Source organism: Staphylococcus sp. MB377, assembly GCF_001922505.1.
GTDB lineage: Bacteria > Bacillota > Bacilli > Staphylococcales > Staphylococcaceae > Staphylococcus > Staphylococcus haemolyticus.
Window position 1 is genome coordinate 1 of record NZ_MAON01000060.1, and the last position, 21,808, is coordinate 21,808.

The window sequence follows — 21,808 nt, forward strand, 5'->3', positions numbered from 1 at the left end:
CACGTGGAGCTGACGAATACTAATCGATCGAAGACTTAATCAATTTATTTCAACGTTTTGCGAAGCAAAATCATTTACTTACTATCTAGTTTTGAATGTATAATCATTCTCTTGTCTGGTGACAATGGCAAGGAGGTCACACCTGTTCCCATGCCGAACACAGAAGTTAAGCTCCTTAGCGCCGATGGTAGTTGGATTTACGTTCCGCTAGAGTAGGACGTTGCCAGGCAAATTATTGAGACCGAAAGGTCTCTTTTTTTATGCATAAAAACAAAACCGAAGGTTTAATAAGATAAAAACAAATAAAAGTGTAATAGCTTTACGAAGAGAAAGCGTTTGAAGCTGATGAATTGAAAAAATTGAGAAGCGAGTTTAGTTGAGCTAAAAAAGCAAGCAATTTTAGAAAATGAAGAAAGATGCGAGCGCTTGACTCGAAGTGAAGTAAGTTTCTTAGCGCCATGGTAGCAGATTTACGTTCCGCTAGAGTAGGACGTTGCCAGGCAAATTATTGAGACCGAAAGGTCTCTTTTTTTATGCATAAAAACAAAACCGAAGGTTTAATAAGATAAAAACAAATAAAAGTGTAATAGCTTTACGAAGAGAAAGCGTTTGAAGCTGATGAATTGAAAAAATTGAGAAGCGAGTTTAGTTGAGCTAAAAAAGCAAGCAATTTTAGAAAATGAAGAAAGATGCGAGCGCTTGACTCGAAGTGAAGTAAGTTTCTTAGCGCCATGGTAGCAGATTTACGTTCCGCTAGAGTAGAACGTTGCCAGGCAAATTAAAGAAAACACTCCCATCTCAAGGAATGGGAGTGTTTAATATTCAAATTAAAAGTGAGTATAACATTTTATTCTCATTGATATAAATATTTGATGGATCAAAATCATGAACATTATTTTTTAGTTGGTTAAGGTCATCATGATTCTTAAGTTGAATACCGATAATGACAGTACCAGTGTTTTGAGAAGTTTTCTTTAAATATTCAAACTTAGTAATATCATCCTGAGGTCCTAATACATCGTTAACAAATTCCTTCAATGCACCAGGACGTTGAGGAAAGTTAAGAATAAAGTAATGTTTCATCTCCTCGTAAAGTAATGAACGTTCTTCAATTTCTTTCATTCGATTAATATCGTTATTACCACCACTAACTACACATACTACTGTCTTACCTTTAATTTTTTCCTTATAGTGCTCTAATGCTGAAACACTTAATGCACCTGCTGGTTCAGCAACTATGGCTTGTTTAGAGTACATATCTAAAATAGTTGAACAAACAGCACCTTCATCTACTTGAATATAATCGTCTACAAATTTTTTAGCTATATCATAAGTGATATCACCAACTCGTGCCACAGAAGCACCATCTACAAACTTGTCAATATGATCAAGTGTCACTATTTTGTTTTGGACAACAACTGATTCATACATGCTACTAGCGCCAGAGGGTTCGACACCAATAATTTTAGTTTGTGGACTATATTGATTCATATAAATACTAATACCTGAAATCAAACCTCCACCACCAATAGCAGCAAATAGATAATCGAACGTAATTGAATCATTACTTGATTGATTCAAAATTTCTTTTGCTAATGTTCCTTGTCCAGCTATTGTATCTACATTATTAAAAGGGTCGATAAAAGTCATGTGATTTTGTTCAGTATAAATTAAAGCTTCTTTTAAGCAATCATCAAAAGTATCTCCAGTTAATATGATTTTAACGTTTTTAGAACCAAAAAATTTAACTTGTTTAACCTTTTGAAGAGGTGTGGTAACAGGCATGAAAATCACAGCTTTTAAATTTAATGCTTTAGCAGTATAAGCAACACCTTGAGCATGATTTCCAGCACTTGCGCATGTAATGCCTTTTTCTTTAGCTTCACTTATTAGAACAGAAATTGCATTATATGCACCTCTAAGTTTGAAAGAGCGAACCCATTGTAAGTCTTCTCTTTTTAAATACACATTACAGTCATATTTTTGAGAAAGATAGAGATCGAATTGTAAAGGTGTCTCTTTAACAACATCTTTTATTCTTAAGTATGCATTTTCTACATCTTCAGCATTTAAAGTTGTCTTCACAGTCATTTTATCTCAACCTTTATTTTTGTTTTCATATTGTTCTATTAAATCTTCATATTCTAATGTTATGGCTATATCATCTAAACCATTAACTAATTTATGTTTCCATGTTTCATCAATTTGAAAGTTAAATGATTTATCATTAGCTGAAACAGTTTGATTTGGTAAATCAATGGTAATTTCTTTTTGAGAAGCTAAATATTTTCTCTCGTTTTCACCTAAAGTAATAGGTAACATGCCATTTTTTGTACAATTCATAAAGAATATGTCACTAAAGCTACCAGCTATAATAATATTGAATCCATAATCTTTTAAAGCCCACGCAGCATGTTCACGACTTGAACCACAACCAAAATTGTCACCAGTGATCAAAATAGTAGCACCAGAGTATTCAGGTTTATTCGGATTAAAATCTGGATTATTTGTACCATCAGGAAGGTATCTCCATTCGTCAAATGCAAAAGGACCGAAACCACTTTTAGTTATTCGTTTAAGATGTACTTTGGGAATAATTTGGTCAGTATCAATATTGTCATTAAACAATGGTACAACTTTTCCTGTATAAGTTGTAATAGTTTGGATATCCATTACTAAACAACCACCTTTCTAACATCTACGAATCTACCTTTAATAGCCGCTGCAGCAGCCATAGCAGGGGACACTAGATGCGTTCTAGCGCCTTTACCTTGTCTTCCTTCAAAGTTACGATTGCTCGTAGAGGCACAATGTATGCCTTCAGGTACTTGATCAGGATTCATACCTAAACACATTGAACAACCTGGTTCTCTCCATTGAAATCCTGCATCTTTAAATATTTTGTCCAAACCCAATGCTTCGGCTTCTTTTTTAACTGAGCGAGAGCCAGGTACAACGATTGCAGTTATTTTTGGATGGACTTGTTTACCCTTAACGATTCGACTAGCTTCTACTAAGTCTGATAATCTTGCATTAGTACAAGAACCTAAGAACACATAACCTAAATCAATATCTTCAGCTTTTTGGCCTGGTTTTAAGCCCATATATTGATAAGCGCGTTCATCATTAATATTTTTAATTTTGGGGAAAGGTGTATTAAAACTAACACCCATTTCAGGATTTGTTCCCCATGTAACTTGAGGTTCTAAATCTGTAACTTCAAGTTTGATAACTTTATCAAATTTAGCATCGGCATCAGTATATAATTGACGCCAATCATTGATAGAACGGTCAAAATTTTGAGCATATTTTCTGCCATTGACATAAGCAAATGTCGTTTCATCTGGTTGCATCAATCCATATTTAGCACCAGCTTCAATAGCCATGTTGCAGATAGTCATTCTAGCTTCCATAGACAGAGATTTAATCGTTTCACCTGTAAATTCAATAGCGTACCCAGTACCAAAATCCACACCATATTGACTAATAAGATACAAGATAATATCTTTCGCATAGACGCCTTTTGGTAATTGACCTGTAACGTCTATCTTTAAATTTTTAGGTTTAGTTTGCCAAAGTGTTTGAGTAGCAAATACATGTTCAACTTCACTTGTCCCAATACCAAATGCAATTGCACCAAAGGCCCCATGCGTGGCAGTATGTGAATCACCACAAACGATTGTTTTTCCAGGTTGAGTGAGACCTGTTTCTGGACCTACCATGTGAACAATACCTTGTTCATCAGAACCCATATCAAATAATTGAACACCAAATTCTTTTGCATTCTTTTGAAGAGTAGTAATTTGTTTGTTCGCAATTTCATCTTTAATATTAAAAATATCTATTGTAGGAACATTATGATCTAAAGTTGCAAATGTTAAATCAGGACGTCTCAATTTACGATTTTGAAGTCTTAAACCTTCGAAAGCTTGTGGAGAAGTCACTTCATGAATTAAGTGTAAATCAATATATAATAATTGAGGTTCACCTTCATTCCCGGTTAAAACATGTTTATTCCAAACTTTATCGAATAACGTTTGTCCCATAAAAGCATTCCCCCTTATTAATAATTCTTTTTTAATTCATTGAATATATCTGATGTAGTATAGTGCCCATTTAAATCTTTAGTTGTTTTACCATCTTTAATAAGTTGATATACATCCTGTTCTAGTTCAGACGCCGCATCATCAAAGTTAAAACTTTCACGTAAACACATTGCTAATGAGAGTATCATACCAAATGGGTTAGCTAGATTTTGATTTGCAATGTCGGGTGCTGAACCATGTATAGGTTCATAAAGTCTTGGTCCTTCTAAACTAAAACTTGCAGAAGGTGATAAACCTAATGAACCTGGAATGGTAGAAGCTTCATCACTTAAAATATCTCCAAATAGATTTTCAGTAACAATGACATCAAAATTAGTAGGTTGGGAAATTAACTGCATGCTACAAGCATCAACTAGTAAATGATTCACTTTAACATCAGGAAATTCATGACTAATTTCATTAATAGTTTGACGCCAAAGTTTACTTGTAGCTAACACATTTTCTTTATCAACTGATGTTAATTTTTTCTTTCTTTGAGATGCTAATTCAAAAGCTACCCTTGCAATACGTTCAATTTCCTTTTTAGTATAAGTTAGTGAGTCTAGTGCACTTTGATTATCAATATGCCGTGGTTCACCAAAATATAAGCCACTAGTTAATTCTCTCACTATGATAAAATCCGTTCCTTTGACACGTGATTCTCTAATTGGAGAAAAATGACTTGTACCTTCAGTAACTTTAGTAGGTCGTATATTGGCGAACAAACCTAGAGATTTACGTAATGCTAATAATCCTTGCTCAGGTCTATTATTAGGATCAGTCCATTGAGGACCACCTACAGCACCCAATAAAATTGCGTCAGCATTTTTACAAGCATTTAAAGTATCATCAGGAAGGGGAACACCATGCGAATCTATGGCTGCACCTCCAAAATCATAAGATGTTAATTGATAATCAAATTTATATTTTTTACTGATTAGTTCTAATAATTCTAACGTACCACTTAAGATTTCTGGTCCTATTCCATCACCAGGCAAAGCTACAATATTATAAGTCATTACAGATTACCTTCCTTTTTGTGAATTTCATTAGCGTATTTAGCATGTGCTTCTACATATGCTTTGCAAGAGGCATATAACACATCATAATCAATACCAATACCATTAACAGGTTGACCTTCAATAGTTAATGAAACATGTACTTCTGCTTGAGCGTCGGTACCTTCAGTGACAGAATCAATACGGTAATCAATGAGTTCACTTTTATGTTTAAAAATTCGATCAACTGCATTATATATAGCCACAATTGAACCAGTTCCTATACTTGAATCTTGATAAATATTACCATTTTTATCTTTTATAACGACAACAGCACTTTGTAAACCATTGGAAACAAACTGTAATTGAAGCGTATCAACTTGATAAATTGCATTTTGCTCATGTTCAGTACCTTGGATAATCGCATGTATATCTCGATCAGTTACACTTTTCTTTTTATCGGCAATGGCTTTGAATTGTTTAAATAATTCAGCCTGATTTTGTGGTTCAATATCGTATCCTAAAGATTTCAATTTTTCAGCAAAAGCGTGTTTACCTGATAGCTTACCAAGAGGTAAATCATTTTTACTTATACCAACAAGTTGTGGCGTCATGATTTCATAAGTTTCTGGATTTTTTAAAACACCATCTTGGTGAATGCCAGACTCATGACTAAAAGCATTTTGACCAACAATGGCTTTATTTCTAGGAACGCGTATGCCAGCATAACGAGATATAATATCAGAAGTGTTTTTTGTTTCTGATAGTTTCAATCGTGTTTCATTGCCATAGTGATCTTTACGGACATACAGTGCTAAAGCTAATTCTTCTATAGCAGTATTGCCTGCTCGTTCACCGATGCCATTTACTGTTCCTTCGATTCGTGTGGCACCATTTTCAATAGCAGCCAGACTATTAGCAACTGCCATTCCTAAATCATCATGACAATGTGCACTATAAGTAATGTTTTGTTTAGAGTTAATGTTCTCAATCAAGGTTTTAAAAATTCGACCATATTCATTTGGATAACTATAACCGACTGTATCTGGGATATTAATGATTGTAGCACCACAGTCTACTGCCATCTGTACGCATTTTATTAAGAAATCTGTATCAGGTCTTGTAGCATCCTCAGGTGAAAATTGAACGACATCAAAGTATTGTTTGGCGTAACTGACGTGCGCTTTAATTGATTCCAAAACCTGTTGTTGAGTCATTTTGAGTTTATGCGTTAAGTGAATAGGTGAAGTTGCTATAAAAACGTGAATAACTGGTTTTACAGCATCTTTTGTAGCTTCATAAACAGCATCGATATCTGATTTTTTACAGCGTGCTAAACCACATACAGCTGTTTTAGTTAAAGTATTTGATATAGCTTGAACAGACTTAAAGCTACCAGCACTTGAAGCAGGAAAACCTGCTTCAAGTATATCCACACCCCACGTTTCTAACTGTTTGGCAATCTTTAATCGCTCATCAAAAGAAAAGTTAACTCCAGGTGTTTGTTCACCGTCTCTTAATGTTGTATCAAAAATTTGAATATGGCTTTCCATCGTTAACAACCCCTTAGCTTTTATTTTTGAATACTTTTAGATTTAATGAATGGCATCATTTTTCTTAATTCACGACCAACTGCTTCAATTTCATGACCGTGTTGTTGTTCACGTAATTTATAGAATTCTTTAAAGCCATTTTCATTGTCTTTAACAAAGCTATTTGCAAAATTACCATTTTGAATATCTTTTAATACTGCTTTCATATTGTCTTTAACATCAGGAGTGATGACTCTAGGTCCTGAAACATAGTCACCATACTCTGCTGTGTTAGAAATTGAGTAACGAACGTTCTCCATACCGCCTTCATACATTAAATCAACAATTAACTTCATTTCATGTAATACTTCGAAATATGCTAATTCTTTTTGATAGCCCGCTTCAACTAAAGTTTCAAAGCCACTTTGGATTAATTTATGAATACCACCACAAAGTACTGCTTGCTCACCGAATAAATCTGTTTCAGTTTCTTCTTTAAATGTTGTTTCAATTACACCTGCACGCGTAGCTCCAATACCTTTTGCATAACTTAATGAAATATCGCGTGCTTGACCAGTAGCATCTTGTTGTACACCAAATAGTGCTGGTACAGCAGTTCCTTCAACAAAGGTACGTCTTACTAAATGACCAGGTCCTTTAGGAGCTACTAAGAAGACATCAACATCTTTAGGTGGTTTGATAACTTCAAAGTGGATATTAAAACCATGCGCAAATGCTAGGGCATTTCCAGCTTCTAAGTTAGGTTCAATTTCATTTTTATAGACATTTCCTTGGATTTCATCTGGCAATAACACCATGATGACATCTGCTTGTTTAACAGCTTCTGCAACTGGATAAACATCGAAGCCATCTTCTTTAGCTTTATCAAAAGAATGACCAGGGCGAATACCAACAATAACGTCATAACCATTGTCTTTAAGGTTTTGTGCATGCGCGTGTCCTTGTGAACCGTAACCGATAATTGCAATTTTTTTACCTTGTAATGCATCTTTCTCAACAGATTGATCATAATAAACTTTAGTCATATTACATTCCTCCAAAAATTTAAATAACTTAATATTTAGAATATTCTTAAAATTTTAGATAAAGAAATTATCTAAATTATGTGATGTTAGTGGTGATTTATTTAATTATACTAGCGCATCAATGTACAGCTTATCTCAGTTATGACTAATATCTTGAACTTCGAGTACACTGACTTGTTTTTTTAACTTCGCAATTAAAATTTTAAATATAGCTTCATCTTCAATATCTGCAGTAATTTGCATATCAGAGATACCTTTTTCTTTAGATGGTTTAACTGTTAATTCATTAATATTATATTGTAGTCTAACGAATGCACTTGTAATTCTGTTTAATGTGCTCACTTGATCGGTTACTTTTAAATGTAAAATTCGTTTCATTCTAACCCCTCCATTTCATGGTTCGCTTTGCCACTTGGAATCATAGGATTAACTGGTTCAGTAGGTGAGATTCTCACTTCGATTAGCGCAGGTCCACTATAATTAAATGCTGAATCAAGTGTTTTAGTTAGTTTATTTGGATGATCAACTAAGAAACCTTTAACACCATATGCTTCTGCCATCTTCATGAAGTCAGGTTGATCATTAAATACTGAATGAGAGAATCGATGGTTAAAGAATTTATCTTGCCACTGTTTAACCATACCTAATGTGCCATTATTGATTAGAACGATTTTTACATTGAGTCCGTATTCAGGCAGTAACGCTATTTCCTGATTTGTCATTTGAAAACCACCATCACCAACAAAGCAAATAACTGTTTTATCGGGTTCAGCTAATTGAGCACCGATAGCTGATGGAATACCAAAGCCCATAGTACCTAAACCACCGCTAGTAACCCATTGACCATGATGTTTGAATGGATAAAATTGAGCTGCCCACATTTGATGTTGACCAACATCAGTAGTAACTATAGCTTCACCGTTTGTAATTTTTCCTATATATTCAATAGCTTCTTGAGGTTTGCAAAATGTGGCATCAGCTTTTTTATATTTAAAAGGATGTTTGTGCTTATTCTCAATACAATGGTTAACCCAGTGTTCATGGGAAGTTTTATTTGTAAATTTTTGAGATAAAGCTTCTAGTACTTTTTTGCAGTCAGCAACTATCCCTAGGTCAGTCGAAATCACCTTGTTAATTTCTGATTCATCAATATCCACATGAACTACGGTTGCATGAGGAGCAAATTCATTAGGATTACTTGCTAATCTATCATCAAACCGACTACCTAAATTAATTAATAAATCACATTCAGTTAAAGCCATATTACTTGCATAGGAGCCATGCATACCACCCATACCTAGAAATAGTGGATTGTCATAAGGAATAGCTCCCAGACCTAAAAGTGTAGTAGCTACTGGAATTTGATGTTTGGTTACAAATTGAGTTAATAATTCATTAGATTGTGAATGATTGATGCCAGCGCCTGCTAAGATAAGTGGTTGTTTTGCATTCTCTAAATATTGAATTAATTGACTAATATCTTTATCTTTAGGATTTTCAATGACATTATATGCCGGTAAGTCCACCTCATTTACAAGTGGTGCGGATGTTTTAAGCACACCCATATCTTTAGGAAAATCTATAACTACAGGGCCTTTGCGTCCAGAATTTGCTAAGTAAAATGCTTCATGAATGATTCTTGGAATATCATTTACATTTTTAACTTGGAAATTAGCTTTTGTAATTGGTGTAGTCATAGAAAGTAAATCTGCTTCTTGAAAAGCGTCTTTACCAATTCCTGGTGTTGCTACTTGTCCAGTGAATACAACTAAAGGGAGGGAATCACAGTACGCATCTGTTATACCGGTAATAGCATTTGTAGCGCCAGGACCACTTGTTACAACCACTACACCTGTTTTGCCAGATACTCTTGCATAACCTTCTGCAGCATGAGTAGCACCTTGTTCATGTCTTGCTAAGATGTGTTTAATTTTACCATCATAGAAAGTGTCGTATAATGGTAAAACTGCGCCACCAGGATAACCGAATATGAAATCAACACCTTCATGTAATAATGCCTCTACTAAAAGTTCTGAACCGGATCTGAAATTATTATTTGCGTCTAAATCACTATCTACTTTTAGACTAGTTTGTTTTGAATAGTCCATAGCATCAGGACTTACTATGCTACTTTCCTTTTTACTTGTCATGTCGAACAACTCCTCTAGTTAGATTAGATTTTCGGGAACTTGCATAATACCACCAGTATTCGCACTAGTGACCAAAGCAGTATATCTTGCCAGATAACCTGATTTCACTTTTGCCTTAAAAGGTTGTAATGCTTCTTTACGATGATTAAGTTCTTCTTCAGTTTGATTAACATCTAAAGTTCGATTGATTAAATCAATAGTGACTTCATCGCCGTCTTTAATGAGTCCAATAGGTCCACCTGAAGCTGCTTCTGGTGAAATGTGGCCGACAGCGATACCTCTCGTTGCACCAGAGAATCTACCATCAGTTATTAATGCGACATCCTTACCTAAACCTCTACCTACAATTGAAGAAGTAGGGGCTAACATTTCAGGCATTCCTGGTCCACCTTTAGGACCTTCATATCGAATAACAACGACGTGACCTTCGCGTACGATTTTATTATCAATTGCTTCAACAGCTTCATCGTGTGAATTGAAACAAATTGCTTTACCAGTAAATGTCTTAATAGAAGGATCAACGCCACCAACTTTAATGACAGCCCCTTTAGGCGCTATATTTCCAAATAATATTGAGAGACCACCTTGCTTATCATAAGGATCATCTAGTGAATGAATGACATCAAAATTCTTAATTTCTTTACCTTCATTATTTTCACGAAGTGTTTTTCCAGTAACTGTGAGTCTATCTGGATGTAATGTTCCTTCTTTTTTCATCAATTCATTGATGATAGCTGGACAACCACCTGCTTCGTGGACATCATGCATAGAATATGAAGAACTTGGTGCAATCTTAGATAAATAAGGCGTCTTTTTAGCGATTTCATTGATACGTTCCAAATCGTAATTAATACCAGCTTCGTTTGCAATGGCTAGCGTATGTAATACCGTGTTAGTTGAACCACCCATCGCCATATCAAGTGCAAATGCATCATCGATAGCTTCTCGAGTTACGATATCAAGTGGTTTGATATCTTTTTTGATATTATCTACTAATTTAAATGCAGCTTCACGAATCATTTCTCTTCTTTGTTCGCTTACTGCTAAAGCTGTACCGTTATATGGTAGTGCCAAGCCTAACACTTCCATTAAACAATTCATTGAGTTTGCAGTAAACATTCCCGCGCAAGAACCGCAAGTAGGGCAAGCGTTTTGTTCCATATCTAAAAATGCTTCTTTGGAGAGTTTACCTTCTTTAAATGCGCCAACCGCTTCAAACATTGATGATAATGTCAAAGCTTTACCTTGCGCTGATAAACCAGCTTTCATAGGCCCACCAGAACAGAATATAGCTGGTACATTGGTTCTAACGGCAGCTAATAACATACCGGGTGTTATTTTGTCGCAATTAGGAATGTAAAATACGCCATCGAACCAGTGCGCATTAATAACGGTCTCTGCAGCATCAGCAATGATTTCTCGAGAGGGAAGTGAGTAACGCATTCCAATGTGTCCCATAGCTATACCATCATCAACACCAATAGTATTAAACTCGAAAGGTATAGCGCCTGCCTCACGAATAGCTTCTTTAGCAATGTCAGCCAATTCTCTTAAATGCACATGTCCAGGTACAATATCGATATAAGAGTTACATATTGCTACAAAAGGTTTGTTCATATCTGTAGGATTTTTAAGTGCGCCCGTGGCGTGTAAAAGACTTCGAGCAGGTGCTTGATGATCACCTTTTTTTATCATGTCACTTCTCATAAATAATTCCCCCCATAAAACACAATAAGTTTAAAACATAAAAAGACGTCCCAATTTATGATTGGGACGTCTATAAGTCCCATTCAATGAGAAATAGGACTTAAACATTTAGTAACAGATAATTACTAAAGTTCCAGTCCTTGCGAGTATAATAAAATAATTAAATTGTCAGTCGGGTTATATGTTTGATTTGTCATTTTAATATACTCCTTTCTTGAATGGTTATATTAGAATAGTTAGAATTGTTTAAAAATTCGATAAACTTAATTTACTATATCATTTTTATTAAGTCAATAGAATTTTTAAGAATTTTCTAACAACTTAATCTCATCATTCTTGTGTTGAGTATAGGGAAATTGTTTAAGGAATTTGTTATAATTAGTAAGTTAAAATTTTTATGACTTAATTTAGTTTACGAGAATAAAATAAGTTACCATAAGTTCTGAAATGGTCATGAATAATCATTTGATTAAAAAAATTTGAAAGAGTGGGACTAATGATAAGTATTAATAATTTGGATGAATTAAATCATTTTGCAAACGTGTTAGTTCGACACTTAGAGCCTAGTGATTTAATCCTTTTAAATGGCGACCTAGGGGCAGGTAAAACTACACTAACACAATTTATAGGTAAACATTTAGGAGTTAAGCGTAATATTAATTCTCCTACTTTTAATATTATAAAATCATATAAAGGGAGTAATTTAAAATTACATCATATGGACTGTTATCGTTTGGAAGATTCAGATGAAGATCTAGGATTTGATGAATATTTTCAAGATGAAGGCATTACCATTATTGAATGGAGTCAATTTATTCAAGATTTATTACCTAAGGAACATTTAATAATCAATATAGAAACTTTATGTGAATCAAAAAGAACTATAAAATTAGAAGCCCAAGGAACCCATTATTTAAAAGTAAAGGAGGAAGTTGAAAGTGAATTTATTAATGATTGATACATCTAATCAACCGATGTCAATCGCAATCATGCAAGATGATATCGTCTTGGCAGAAACTACGTCGGAAGATAAAAAAGATCATACGAGTCAACTTATGCCTGGTATTCAGCACTTATTTGAAGAAGCAAAAATTGAAAAAAATGCTATTGATGGGATTGTGGTTGCTAAGGGTCCAGGTTCCTATACTGGAGTTAGAATTGGCGTAACCACCGCTAAAACGTTGGCCTATGCATTGAACACTAAATTATATGGTGTATCATCTTTAGCAGCATTAGCTGCAACAGTAGAGAATGATGAACAAAAATTATTAGTTCCAATCATTGATGCACGTCGTGAAGCGGTATACACTGGTGTTTATCAAAACGTTGATGGAAATATAACAACTATTTTAGAAGATCAATATTTACCTATTGAAGAATTAAAAAAGCAATTAACTAAAATGAACCAACCATTTCTTTATGTTGGTAGAGATGCTGATAAGTTATCCGAACAACTTGGTGGAGAAATAAAAAATAATTTACCTCATGCTCCAACTATGAAACAACTCATAACTAAAAGTGAACCGATTCATACATTTGTTCCTAATTATATTAAATTATCAGAGGCTGAAAGAAATTGGCTAAACCAACAGAAGCAGAATTAACAATTAGAGCAATGCAAGTAGATGATGTCCCCAGTGTATTCGATATAGAACGAGATAGTTTCAATGATAGTTCGTGGACAATTGATGCATTTTATCATGAATTGAATGAAAATAACTTTGCTAAATATTTTGTGATTGTTTTTAAAAATGAAATTATCGGATATCTAGGACTATGGATGGTTATTGATCAAGCTCAAATTACAACAATAGCAATTCATAAAGACTTTAGAGGTTATGGACTGGGACAATTATTATTAAAATATGTCATGGATTATGCAAGCCATTCATGTGAAGTGATGAGCTTGGAAGTTAGGGTAGATAATGTAATTGCGCAACATGTTTATACTAATTTGGGTTTTCAATATGGAGGTAAACGTAAAAATTATTATGGAGAAGGCGAGGATGCAATGGTAATGTGGGTGAACTTAAATGAATAAAGAAACATTAATATTAGCAATAGAAACGAGTTGTGATGAAACAAGTGTAAGTGTCATTAAAAATGGAAATTCAATTTTATCTAATATTGTATTAAGTCAAATTGAGAGTCATAAGCGTTTCGGTGGTGTTGTACCTGAAGTTGCAAGTCGACATCACGTTGAAGGGATTACGACAACGATTGATGAAGCATTAACAACTGCAAATATATCAATGAATGATATTGATGCAATAGCAGTGACTCAAGGACCAGGATTAATTGGTGCACTACTTATCGGTATTAATGCAGCGAAAGCACTAGCTTTTGCTTATGACAAGCCACTTATTCCTGTACACCATATTGCTGGTCACATTTATGCTAATCATTTAGAAGAAACATTAACATTTCCTTTAATTGCGCTAATTGTGTCAGGGGGCCATACTGAATTAGTATATATGAAATCTCATATGCATTTCGAAGTAATTGGTGAGACAAGAGATGATGCAGTGGGAGAGGCGTATGATAAAGTCGCTCGAACAATTGATTTATCATACCCTGGAGGGCCACAAATTGATAAATTAGCTCAATATGGTAAAGATACTTATGATTTTCCTAGAGTGTGGTTAGAAAAGGAAAGTTATGATTTTAGTTTTAGTGGATTGAAAAGTTCTGTTATAAATAAACTGCATAATTTGCGACAAAAGAATGAAGAAGTTGTAAAAGAAGATGTAGCAACTAGTTTTCAAAATAGTGTTGTAGACGTCTTAAGTACCAAAGCGATTAATGCATGTAAAGCCTATAAAGTTAACAGACTTATTATTGCTGGAGGTGTTGCAAGTAATAAAGGACTGCGACATCGTTTACAACAATTATGTGAAGATAATAATATTCATTTATCCATTCCAAGTCCTAAATTATGTACTGATAATGCAGCAATGATTGGTGCTGCAGCATATTACTATTATAAGTCAGGAATTACAGCTAAGTTAGATTTGAATGGCGAAAATAATATGGATATAGAAGAAGCTACTATAGACGTTTAAATTTATATTATTTATTTAATCGAATTAATTATTTCAATAATCATAAAGAACCTCTTTTAACGTAAGGATTAAGATCCACTGTTAACAGGAGGTTTTTTATTGAGATAAAAATAATTCAAAAGGTCAATAGGGAACGTTTGTACTTATCAACATTAAGTGCATAAGTTGTGGATAAATCGTTCTTAACAATGTGGATATGAATTTAATTTTGTGTAAAAAGTTTGTAAAATAATTTGAAACAAGTTGTGGATAAGTGGGATAACTATGTGGATAGTTGATAATATCGTATTTTAGCTGTTTACAACTTTTTTTGAAATTTGTATAAAAAATTAGCTAGAAAGTTAATTAATACTTTCTAGCTAATAGTAAAATGATGAGTTTTTAGATGTTTTCTTGTAAATTTTCCCATTCCAACATAACCTGTTCTAACTTCTGTTCGGTTTCAAATTTCTGATTCGCTAATGATGAGGCTTTATCAGGATTATTGAACACGTCAGGCTGAGTGAGTTGTTCATCAATGCGTGCTATTTCATTCTCAAATGTTTCAATTTTGGCTTCACAGTTCTCAATGAGTCGTTCTAATTTTCGTTGCTCACGACGTTGTTGCTTTTGAGAATCATAAGTATTTACATTTTCATTAGCTTCATTTTGTTTTGAAGTATCCTCTTTACTTAAATCATTTCGTTCATTTTTAAAAGCTTCAAGTGCCGCTGCTTCTTCTGTTTTCTCGATGTAATATTGATAATCTCCCAAATACATTTGGCCACCGTCATTATTTAAGTCGAATACTTTATTTGCTAATTGATTAATAAAGTAACGATCGTGTGACACAAAAAGAATAGTTCCTTCAAAATCTTTTAGCGCTTGTTCTAACATCTCTTTAGAATCTATATCAAGATGGTTTGTTGGTTCATCAAGGATTAATACATTATCTCTTTGAAGCATAAGTAGTGCTAATTGCAAACGAGCTTTTTCTCCACCAGATAAATCATTGATGACTTTTTTTACATCATCTTGCACGAATAAGAAACGTCCGAGTATAGCACGAATATCTTTTTCATTCATTGTTGGATATTGATCCCAAACATAGTCGATAATTGTTTTATTAGATTTAAATTCAGCTTGCTTTTGATCATAATAACCAATTTGAAGATTTGCACCAAAGGTAATTTCACCTTCTAATTGCTTTTGACGTCGAGCGATGGTCTTGATCAGAGTAGTTTTACCTACGCCATTTGGGCCAATAATAGCAATATGATCCCCCTTACTTACTTCAATATTAATAGGAGAAGTTATAGGCGAATCATAACCAATTTTCAGATTACGAATATGCATAACGTCATTACCTGTATTACGATTAAAGCCAAATTGAATGTTAGCACTTCTTGCGTCCAACATAGGTTTGTCAATACGTTCCATTTTTTCTAGTGTTTTTCGACGGCTTTTTGCCATTCCACTAGTTGAAGCACGTGTTATATTTTTCTCTACAAATGTTTCTAATCGTTTAATTTCATCTTGCTGACGTTCATATTCTTGCATTCTGCTTTCGTAATATTTATGACGTTGCTCAATAAATTGTTCATAATTTCCGACGTAACGTTTAACATCGCCAAGTGCAACATCATATATTTGAGTGACGATTTTATCTAGGAAATATCTATCGTGACTAATAATAACAATGGCACCTTTGAAATATTTTAAATAATCCTCTAACCACTTCGTCGTTTCTAAATCTAAATGGTTTGTAGGTTCGTCTAGTAGTAATAAATCTGGCTCATTCAATAGCATTTGGGCTAAGGATAATCGCGTTTTTTGACCACCACTGAAATCGTTGATAGGTTTATCGAAATCATCTTCATTGAAATTTAAACCATGTAGAACAGTTTTGATTTTACTCTCATACTGATAACCATCAAGTTGTTCGAATTGATTAGTTAAAGATTCATAGCGTTCCATATGTTGTTGATATTCTTCGGAATCATAGTTAGATGCTTGATCAGCTAGCCAGTTCGTTTCTTCTTTAATTAGAAGTTCCATTTTTTTTAAATGTTCAAACGGTTTTGACATTTCTTCGAAGACTGAAGCGGATGAATTAAGTGTCATTTGCTGTGTTAAATAACCCATACGTAAATTTTTGATTTTTGATATATGACCGCTATCATAGTCTTCAACACCGGCAATGATTTTCATTAAAGTCGATTTACCGGCACCGTTTCTGCCTACGACACCAATTCGTTCGCCTGTTTTTACTTCGAAATTCACACGCGTAAAAATATCTTCGCCATCAAATGATTTCGAAATATCGTTTAATTGCAAGAGTATCATTCAGGTTTCACCTTTCTATTTATAAGTTTATTACTCGAAATTAGATTGTATATTACTCTATATTTTACCGTATAACTTAGTTTCTTGAAACTAAGTTATTTATTTTTAAAATATGTTAAGGTATAATATTCCAGTATTCATAATAGGACATAATGACATTTTTAAATTTAAAACGTATAGCACTCAAAATAGTTTGGATAAATAGATTATAAAATTCAAACATAAAGGAGGGATATTTTAAATGGCTCATAATAAATCTAAAATTCCACGGGCAACTTTGAAGCGATTACCTTTATATTACAGATTCGTTAACACACTCAAGTCTAAAGGCATTGATAGGGTTAATTCTAAGGCTATTAGTGAGGCACTTAATATCGAATCAGCAACCATCCGAAGAGATTTCTCTTACTTTGGAGAATTAGGCAAAAAAGGTTACGGTTACAATATAGATAGTCTATTAGAATTCTTTAAAACAGCACTAAGTGATAGTGATAATATATACATAGCTTTAGTAGGTGTTGGTAATTTAGGTCGAGCACTTTTGACATATAACTTTTCAATTCATGATGAAATGACAATAACTGAGGCTTTTGATATAGATGAACAGATTGTCGGAACAGAGATTGGTGATGTATCTGTGCATCATATGAACGATTTAAAAAAAGTACTCAATGCTCAAAAAATAAATGTTGTAATATTAACTACACCAGAAGAAGCGGCACAACAGGTTGCGAATCAATTAGTTGAAGCTAATATTCAAGGTATACTAAATTTCACACCAGCTAGAATAGAAGTACCTAATACCGTACAAGTGCATCATATTGACTTGGGCATAGAATTGCAATCATTGCTATTCTTTATGAAAAACTATTCTAATTAAATTTTTATATTTATATTCTTACATCCTTCTTTATAAGAGGGATGTTTTTTAATTTACGTTTAAAATTCATTAATTTCATTTAGTATTGAAAACATCATATTATTAAAAATCAAAAGCGTTTAATTTTAAGATGTTGCCAAATTTAGTACAATTGATTATAATACCTTAGTAAAATAATCGGGAAAGGATGAAATGATAGTGATATGGATGATTATTAGTGGTCTTATAGTAGGTATATTATTAGGGTTTGTGATGCAACGTACACGCTTCTGTTTAGCTGGTGGCTTCAGAGATATGTACGTTCAAAAAAATAATAAAATGTTTTATGCCTTATTAGTTGCTATTACAGTCCAAAGTATTGGACTACTTATTTTAACCGGATTAAATGTTATATCTATCCCAGATAGTACATTTCCAATTATAGGTACAATTATTGGTGGTTTTATATTTGGAATCGGTATTGTATTAGCAGGAGGATGTGCTACAGGTACATGGTATCGAGCTGGTGAAGGTTTGATTGGCAGTTGGATAGCGCTCGTACTATATGCTGTAACTGCCGCTATTACTAAAACTGGTATTTTACTTCCAGTAATGACATGGATTAATAAACCTACAAACATTAATGCAAATATGTCTCAGACTACCGGTATTCCTATGTGGGTGTTTACGTTAGTATTAACAATTATAACTATCATTTTTGTAACTAAAACATTACGTAAACCAAAACCCAAATTTGCAGTTCCAAAGCTTAAACAAAAGTATAGTGGCTTGAGACACTATTTATTTGAAAAACGATACCATCCATTTGTGGCTGGTATTGCAGTAGGGTTAATTGCTTTGATAGCTTGGCCAATGAGTATTTCTACTGGAAGAGATTACGGCTTAGGCATTACTACACCTTCAGCAAACTTAATTACCTTTTTAATTACAGGTGATACTAAGCTAATTGATTGGGGAGTATTATTGATTTTAGGTATATTCTTAGGTTCTTATATTGCTGCTAAAGGATCACGTGAATTTAAATGGCGATTACCTGATAAGAAGACCATTCGCAATAGTGCTATTGGTGGTATTTGTATGGGATTTGGTGCTTCAGTAGCTGGAGGATGTTCAATTGGAAATGGTTTAGTAGAAACTGCTATCATGTCTTGGAAAGGATGGATAGCACTTGGTTCTATGATTTTAGGTGTATGGTTTATGAGTTACTTTATATTTATTAGACCAATGAAAAAATTAGAAAAACAAACATCTAAGTCTCAAGCAACAACAGCGACAAAACAAGTACAAACGACTTAATTAATTTGGAGGTAATACAATGTTATATGAATTAGGTACTGTAGGTATGGTTTGTCCATTCCCATTAATAGAAGCGCAAAAGAAAATGCAAACACTAGATAGTGGTGATGAACTTAAAATTGATTTTGATTGTACACAAGCAACAGAAGCTATTCCTAATTGGGCAGCCGAGCAAGGTTATCCAGTTACGAATTATGAACAATTAGACGATGCTTCATGGACAATTACAATTCAGAAAGCTTAAAACAAAATAAGCATGTAAAGCGTATGTGTTATATTATGTAACATATTGTGTCATTTTATCTTACGTATTTTTGCTATTTCAATTTAGTATCATTATGATATTTTTAAAGGAAGTGGTAATTATGAAGATGGATGACACAATTTTTTTATTTCTTTGCACTTTACTTGTATGGATTATGACACCAGGTCTTAGCTTATTTTACGGTGGTCTAGTTCAATCAAAGAATGTTTTGAATATAGTAATGCAAAGTATGGCAGCAATGGTTATCGTGACTTTCACATGGGTTGCATTAGGATTTTCATTAAGCTTTGGAACTGGAAATGCTTTGATAGGGAATTTTGATTTAATTGGGTTACAGCATGTTGGCTTTGCAGTTAATGATCAATTAAGTCCGCATATTCCATTTGCATTATTTATGCTATTCCAAATGATGTTTTGTACAATTGCAGTTTCAATACTTTCAGGTTCAATCGCTGAACGTATGAAATTCTTTCCATTTATTATCTTTATCTTTTTATGGGTGATTTTAATATATAGTCCAGTTGCGCATTGGGTGTGGGGCGGAGGTTGGATTCAACAACTTGGTGCTCTTGATTATGCAGGTGGTACAGTTGTACATATCACATCTGGACTCTCAGGACTAATTTTGGCTATTATGATAGGTAATGGTAAAAAAATTGAAAAAATACAGCCACATAATCTTTTAATCACTTTAATTGGTGGTATTTTAGTATGGATAGGTTGGTATGGCTTTAACACAGGTAGTGCATATACTTTAAATGATGTCGCTTTAACATCATTTGTAAATACGATTATTGCTGCAAGTGGTGGCGCTTTTAGCTGGTTAGTAGTTGGGTACTGTATTACTAAGAAATTAAGTTTACTTGGGTTGTTATCAGGCGTGTTGGCAGGGTTAGTCGCTATTACACCGGCAGCAGGCTATGTTAGTTATTTCAGTGCTTTTATTATTTCATTTGCAGGTGGAATCGTTTGTTACCTTGTTATTAATGTAATTAAAGTGAAATATAAATATAATGATACACTTGATGCATTTGGTATTCATGGAGCTGGAGGAATTGTTGGTGCTATTCTTACCGGTGTTTTTCAATCACACCATGTTAATAATGATGTATCAAATGGTTTAATCTATACAGGAGATGTACACTCAATCTTAATTCAAATACTAGCTGTTTTCGTGGTATTGTGTTATACCATTGTTTTAACATGGATTATAGGAAAAATTTTACAGAAAATAATGCCTATCGCTACTACTGAAGAAGAAGATAAAGCAGGTTTAGATCAACTTGTTCATGGTGAGAAAGCCTATTTTTATGGAGAACTAAACAAATTAAATAAGAGATATTGATAATATTATTAGGCTAATACATATTAAAAAAGTTACTTTGAGAGATTATTTCTGTGATAAAATAATCTTTAAATGAAAACTAATTTAGGTGATTAATCTAATGAAAAATATATCAGATATCGCAAAATTAGCGGGAGTATCTAAAAGCACGGTCTCCCGCTTTTTAAATGATGGCTCAGTAAGCCATCAAACTAAAGAAAAATTAAGTCGAATTATTGAAGAACATGATTATCAGCCGAATCAGTTTGCTCAAAGTTTAAGAGCTAAGCATACGAATCTTATTGGTGCTATCATTCCAAGGATGAATTCACATGCGGTTGATGAAACTGTGAAAGGAATTGTATCTGTATGCCATCAACATCAATATCAATTATTACTTAACTATACTGGTTTAGATATACGTGCTGAAATAGAGGCATTGGAGACATTTTCAAGAAGTAAAGTGGATGGCATTATATTAATGGCTACTACTTTGACTGATGAACACTTGGAAGTAATTGAAAAATTAAATGTACCGGTAATTCTGGTTGGACAATCCTATCCCAATTTACATAGTATAATTCATGATGATTATCAAGCTGGTTTTATAGTAGGGGAACAGATAGGGCGTAAAAAGCATAAAAACGTTGTGTTCTTTGGTGTAAGTGAGGAGGACGTTGCTGTAGGCATCAAACGTAAACAAGGTATTATTGATGGTTTGAAAAAATACGATGTTTATCCTGAAATTTATTTAACTTCTTTTAAATATGAAGAGGCAAAAAATGATGTTTCTAAGAAGTTAAAAAATGCTAGAGGTATCGATGCGTTAATTGGAGCAACAGATCCTATTGCATTAGCAATTCATAAATTTTATTCTCAACAAAACAATGCTACTGGAAATTATCATATTTTTGGATTTGGGGGAGACCCAATGACACAACTTGTTACACCCGCTATTACGACAGTTAAATTCAATTATTTTAAAGCTGGCACATATGCTATGAACCAATTGAATGAATTAATTTTTTCTAAAAATGCAGTATCTAAAACTGTCATTCCTGTTGAAATAGAGAATTTTTAAAAATATTTAAAACTATGGAACCGATACCATAATCAATGATAAAATTATATTAACTTT

The 21,808-nt window shown here is 33.5% G+C and carries 19 protein-coding genes and 1 rRNA gene; 10 read left to right on the forward strand and 10 right to left on the reverse strand.

Annotated features, from left to right (window positions below; all coding sequences use genetic code 11):
• Nucleotides 1-114 precede the first annotated feature (114 nt).
• Nucleotides 115-229: ribosomal RNA gene (gene rrf / locus BB045_RS09860) — 5S ribosomal RNA — on the forward strand.
• A gap of 593 nt (nt 230-822) precedes the next feature.
• Here the strand turns inward: rrf and ilvA are convergent.
• From ilvA to ilvD, 9 genes are all read right to left on the reverse strand, one after another.
• A complete protein-coding gene (gene ilvA, locus BB045_RS09865; RefSeq protein ID WP_075140727.1) occupies nt 823-2,091 on the reverse strand; it encodes a threonine ammonia-lyase IlvA in 1,269 nt (422 codons plus the stop codon).
• Between the two features lie 6 nt (nt 2,092-2,097).
• Entirely contained in the window at nt 2,098-2,673 is a 576-nt protein-coding gene (leuD, locus tag BB045_RS09870) for a 3-isopropylmalate dehydratase small subunit (RefSeq protein ID WP_075140728.1), read from the reverse strand.
• A gap of 2 nt (nt 2,674-2,675) precedes the next feature.
• On the reverse strand, nt 2,676-4,046 hold the full coding sequence (gene leuC, locus BB045_RS09875; protein WP_053025139.1) for a 3-isopropylmalate dehydratase large subunit: 1,371 nt from the start codon (nt 4,044-4,046) through the stop codon (nt 2,676-2,678).
• A gap of 17 nt (nt 4,047-4,063) precedes the next feature.
• Nucleotides 4,064-5,104 (reverse strand): 3-isopropylmalate dehydrogenase, encoded by a 1,041-nt coding sequence (gene leuB, locus BB045_RS09880; RefSeq protein WP_053025138.1) that lies wholly within the window; start codon nt 5,102-5,104, stop codon nt 4,064-4,066.
• The gene (locus tag BB045_RS09885) at nt 5,104-6,636 is read right to left on the reverse strand and encodes a 2-isopropylmalate synthase (RefSeq protein WP_075140729.1); all 1,533 of its coding nucleotides are present in this window, start codon (nt 6,634-6,636) and stop codon (nt 5,104-5,106) included. Before BB045_RS09885 ends, leuB begins: the two co-directional genes overlap by 1 nt.
• Nucleotides 6,637-6,656: 20 nt before the next feature.
• Nucleotides 6,657-7,661, reverse strand: coding sequence for a ketol-acid reductoisomerase (gene ilvC, locus BB045_RS09890; RefSeq protein WP_011275285.1), 1,005 nt, complete (start codon nt 7,659-7,661; stop codon nt 6,657-6,659).
• A gap of 135 nt (nt 7,662-7,796) precedes the next feature.
• On the reverse strand, nt 7,797-8,039 hold the full coding sequence (locus BB045_RS09895) for an ACT domain-containing protein (protein ID WP_049426572.1): 243 nt from the start codon (nt 8,037-8,039) through the stop codon (nt 7,797-7,799).
• Nucleotides 8,036-9,769 (reverse strand): biosynthetic-type acetolactate synthase large subunit, encoded by a 1,734-nt coding sequence (ilvB, locus tag BB045_RS09900; protein WP_053025141.1) that lies wholly within the window; start codon nt 9,767-9,769, stop codon nt 8,036-8,038. Before ilvB ends, BB045_RS09895 begins: the two co-directional genes overlap by 4 nt.
• Before the next feature lie 60 nt (nt 9,770-9,829).
• Nucleotides 9,830-11,518: a dihydroxy-acid dehydratase gene (gene ilvD, locus BB045_RS09905; RefSeq protein ID WP_053025136.1), complete on the reverse strand. Its 1,689-nt coding sequence runs from the start codon at nt 11,516-11,518 to the stop codon at nt 9,830-9,832.
• Nucleotides 11,519-12,014: 496 nt separating this feature from the next.
• Between ilvD and tsaE the strand changes: the two genes are divergently transcribed.
• The 4 genes from tsaE to tsaD are packed head-to-tail and all read left to right on the forward strand — an operon-like array spanning nt 12,015 to nt 14,580.
• Nucleotides 12,015-12,476 carry a tRNA (adenosine(37)-N6)-threonylcarbamoyltransferase complex ATPase subunit type 1 TsaE gene (tsaE, locus tag BB045_RS09910; protein ID WP_037551274.1) on the forward strand — a complete coding sequence of 154 codons (462 nt, stop codon included), beginning with the start codon at nt 12,015-12,017 and terminating at the stop codon, nt 12,474-12,476.
• Entirely contained in the window at nt 12,457-13,122 is a 666-nt protein-coding gene (gene tsaB / locus BB045_RS09915) for a tRNA (adenosine(37)-N6)-threonylcarbamoyltransferase complex dimerization subunit type 1 TsaB (protein WP_037551272.1), read from the forward strand. Before tsaE ends, tsaB begins: the two co-directional genes overlap by 20 nt.
• Entirely contained in the window at nt 13,095-13,559 is a 465-nt protein-coding gene (rimI, locus tag BB045_RS09920) for a ribosomal protein S18-alanine N-acetyltransferase (protein ID WP_053025135.1), read from the forward strand. The genes tsaB and rimI overlap by 28 nt, the downstream gene beginning before the upstream one ends.
• Nucleotides 13,552-14,580 carry a tRNA (adenosine(37)-N6)-threonylcarbamoyltransferase complex transferase subunit TsaD gene (gene tsaD, locus BB045_RS09925; protein WP_053025134.1) on the forward strand — a complete coding sequence of 343 codons (1,029 nt, stop codon included), beginning with the start codon at nt 13,552-13,554 and terminating at the stop codon, nt 14,578-14,580. The genes rimI and tsaD overlap by 8 nt, the downstream gene beginning before the upstream one ends.
• 381 nt (nt 14,581-14,961) lie before the next feature.
• Here tsaD and BB045_RS09930 read toward each other — a convergent pair whose 3' ends face one another.
• The gene (locus BB045_RS09930; RefSeq protein ID WP_075140731.1) at nt 14,962-16,905 is read right to left on the reverse strand and encodes an ABC-F family ATP-binding cassette domain-containing protein; all 1,944 of its coding nucleotides are present in this window, start codon (nt 16,903-16,905) and stop codon (nt 14,962-14,964) included.
• Between the two features lie 241 nt (nt 16,906-17,146).
• Here BB045_RS09930 and BB045_RS09935 point away from each other — a divergent pair, with 241 nt between their 5' ends.
• The 5 genes from BB045_RS09935 (at nt 17,147) to BB045_RS09955 (ending at nt 21,751) form a co-directional block, all read left to right on the forward strand.
• Nucleotides 17,147-17,785 (forward strand): redox-sensing transcriptional repressor Rex, encoded by a 639-nt coding sequence (locus BB045_RS09935; RefSeq protein WP_037551263.1) that lies wholly within the window; start codon nt 17,147-17,149, stop codon nt 17,783-17,785.
• A 198-nt stretch (nt 17,786-17,983) separates the two neighbouring features.
• Nucleotides 17,984-19,081 carry a YeeE/YedE family protein gene (locus BB045_RS09940; protein ID WP_070581827.1) on the forward strand — a complete coding sequence of 366 codons (1,098 nt, stop codon included), beginning with the start codon at nt 17,984-17,986 and terminating at the stop codon, nt 19,079-19,081.
• Between the two features lie 19 nt (nt 19,082-19,100).
• Entirely contained in the window at nt 19,101-19,325 is a 225-nt protein-coding gene (locus tag BB045_RS09945; RefSeq protein ID WP_037538043.1) for a sulfurtransferase TusA family protein, read from the forward strand.
• Nucleotides 19,326-19,446: 121 nt separating this feature from the next.
• A complete protein-coding gene (locus BB045_RS09950; protein WP_075140732.1) occupies nt 19,447-20,691 on the forward strand; it encodes an ammonium transporter in 1,245 nt (414 codons plus the stop codon).
• Between the two features lie 100 nt (nt 20,692-20,791).
• Entirely contained in the window at nt 20,792-21,751 is a 960-nt protein-coding gene (locus BB045_RS09955) for a LacI family DNA-binding transcriptional regulator (RefSeq protein WP_075140733.1), read from the forward strand.
• Nucleotides 21,752-21,808: the final 57 nt, after the last annotated feature.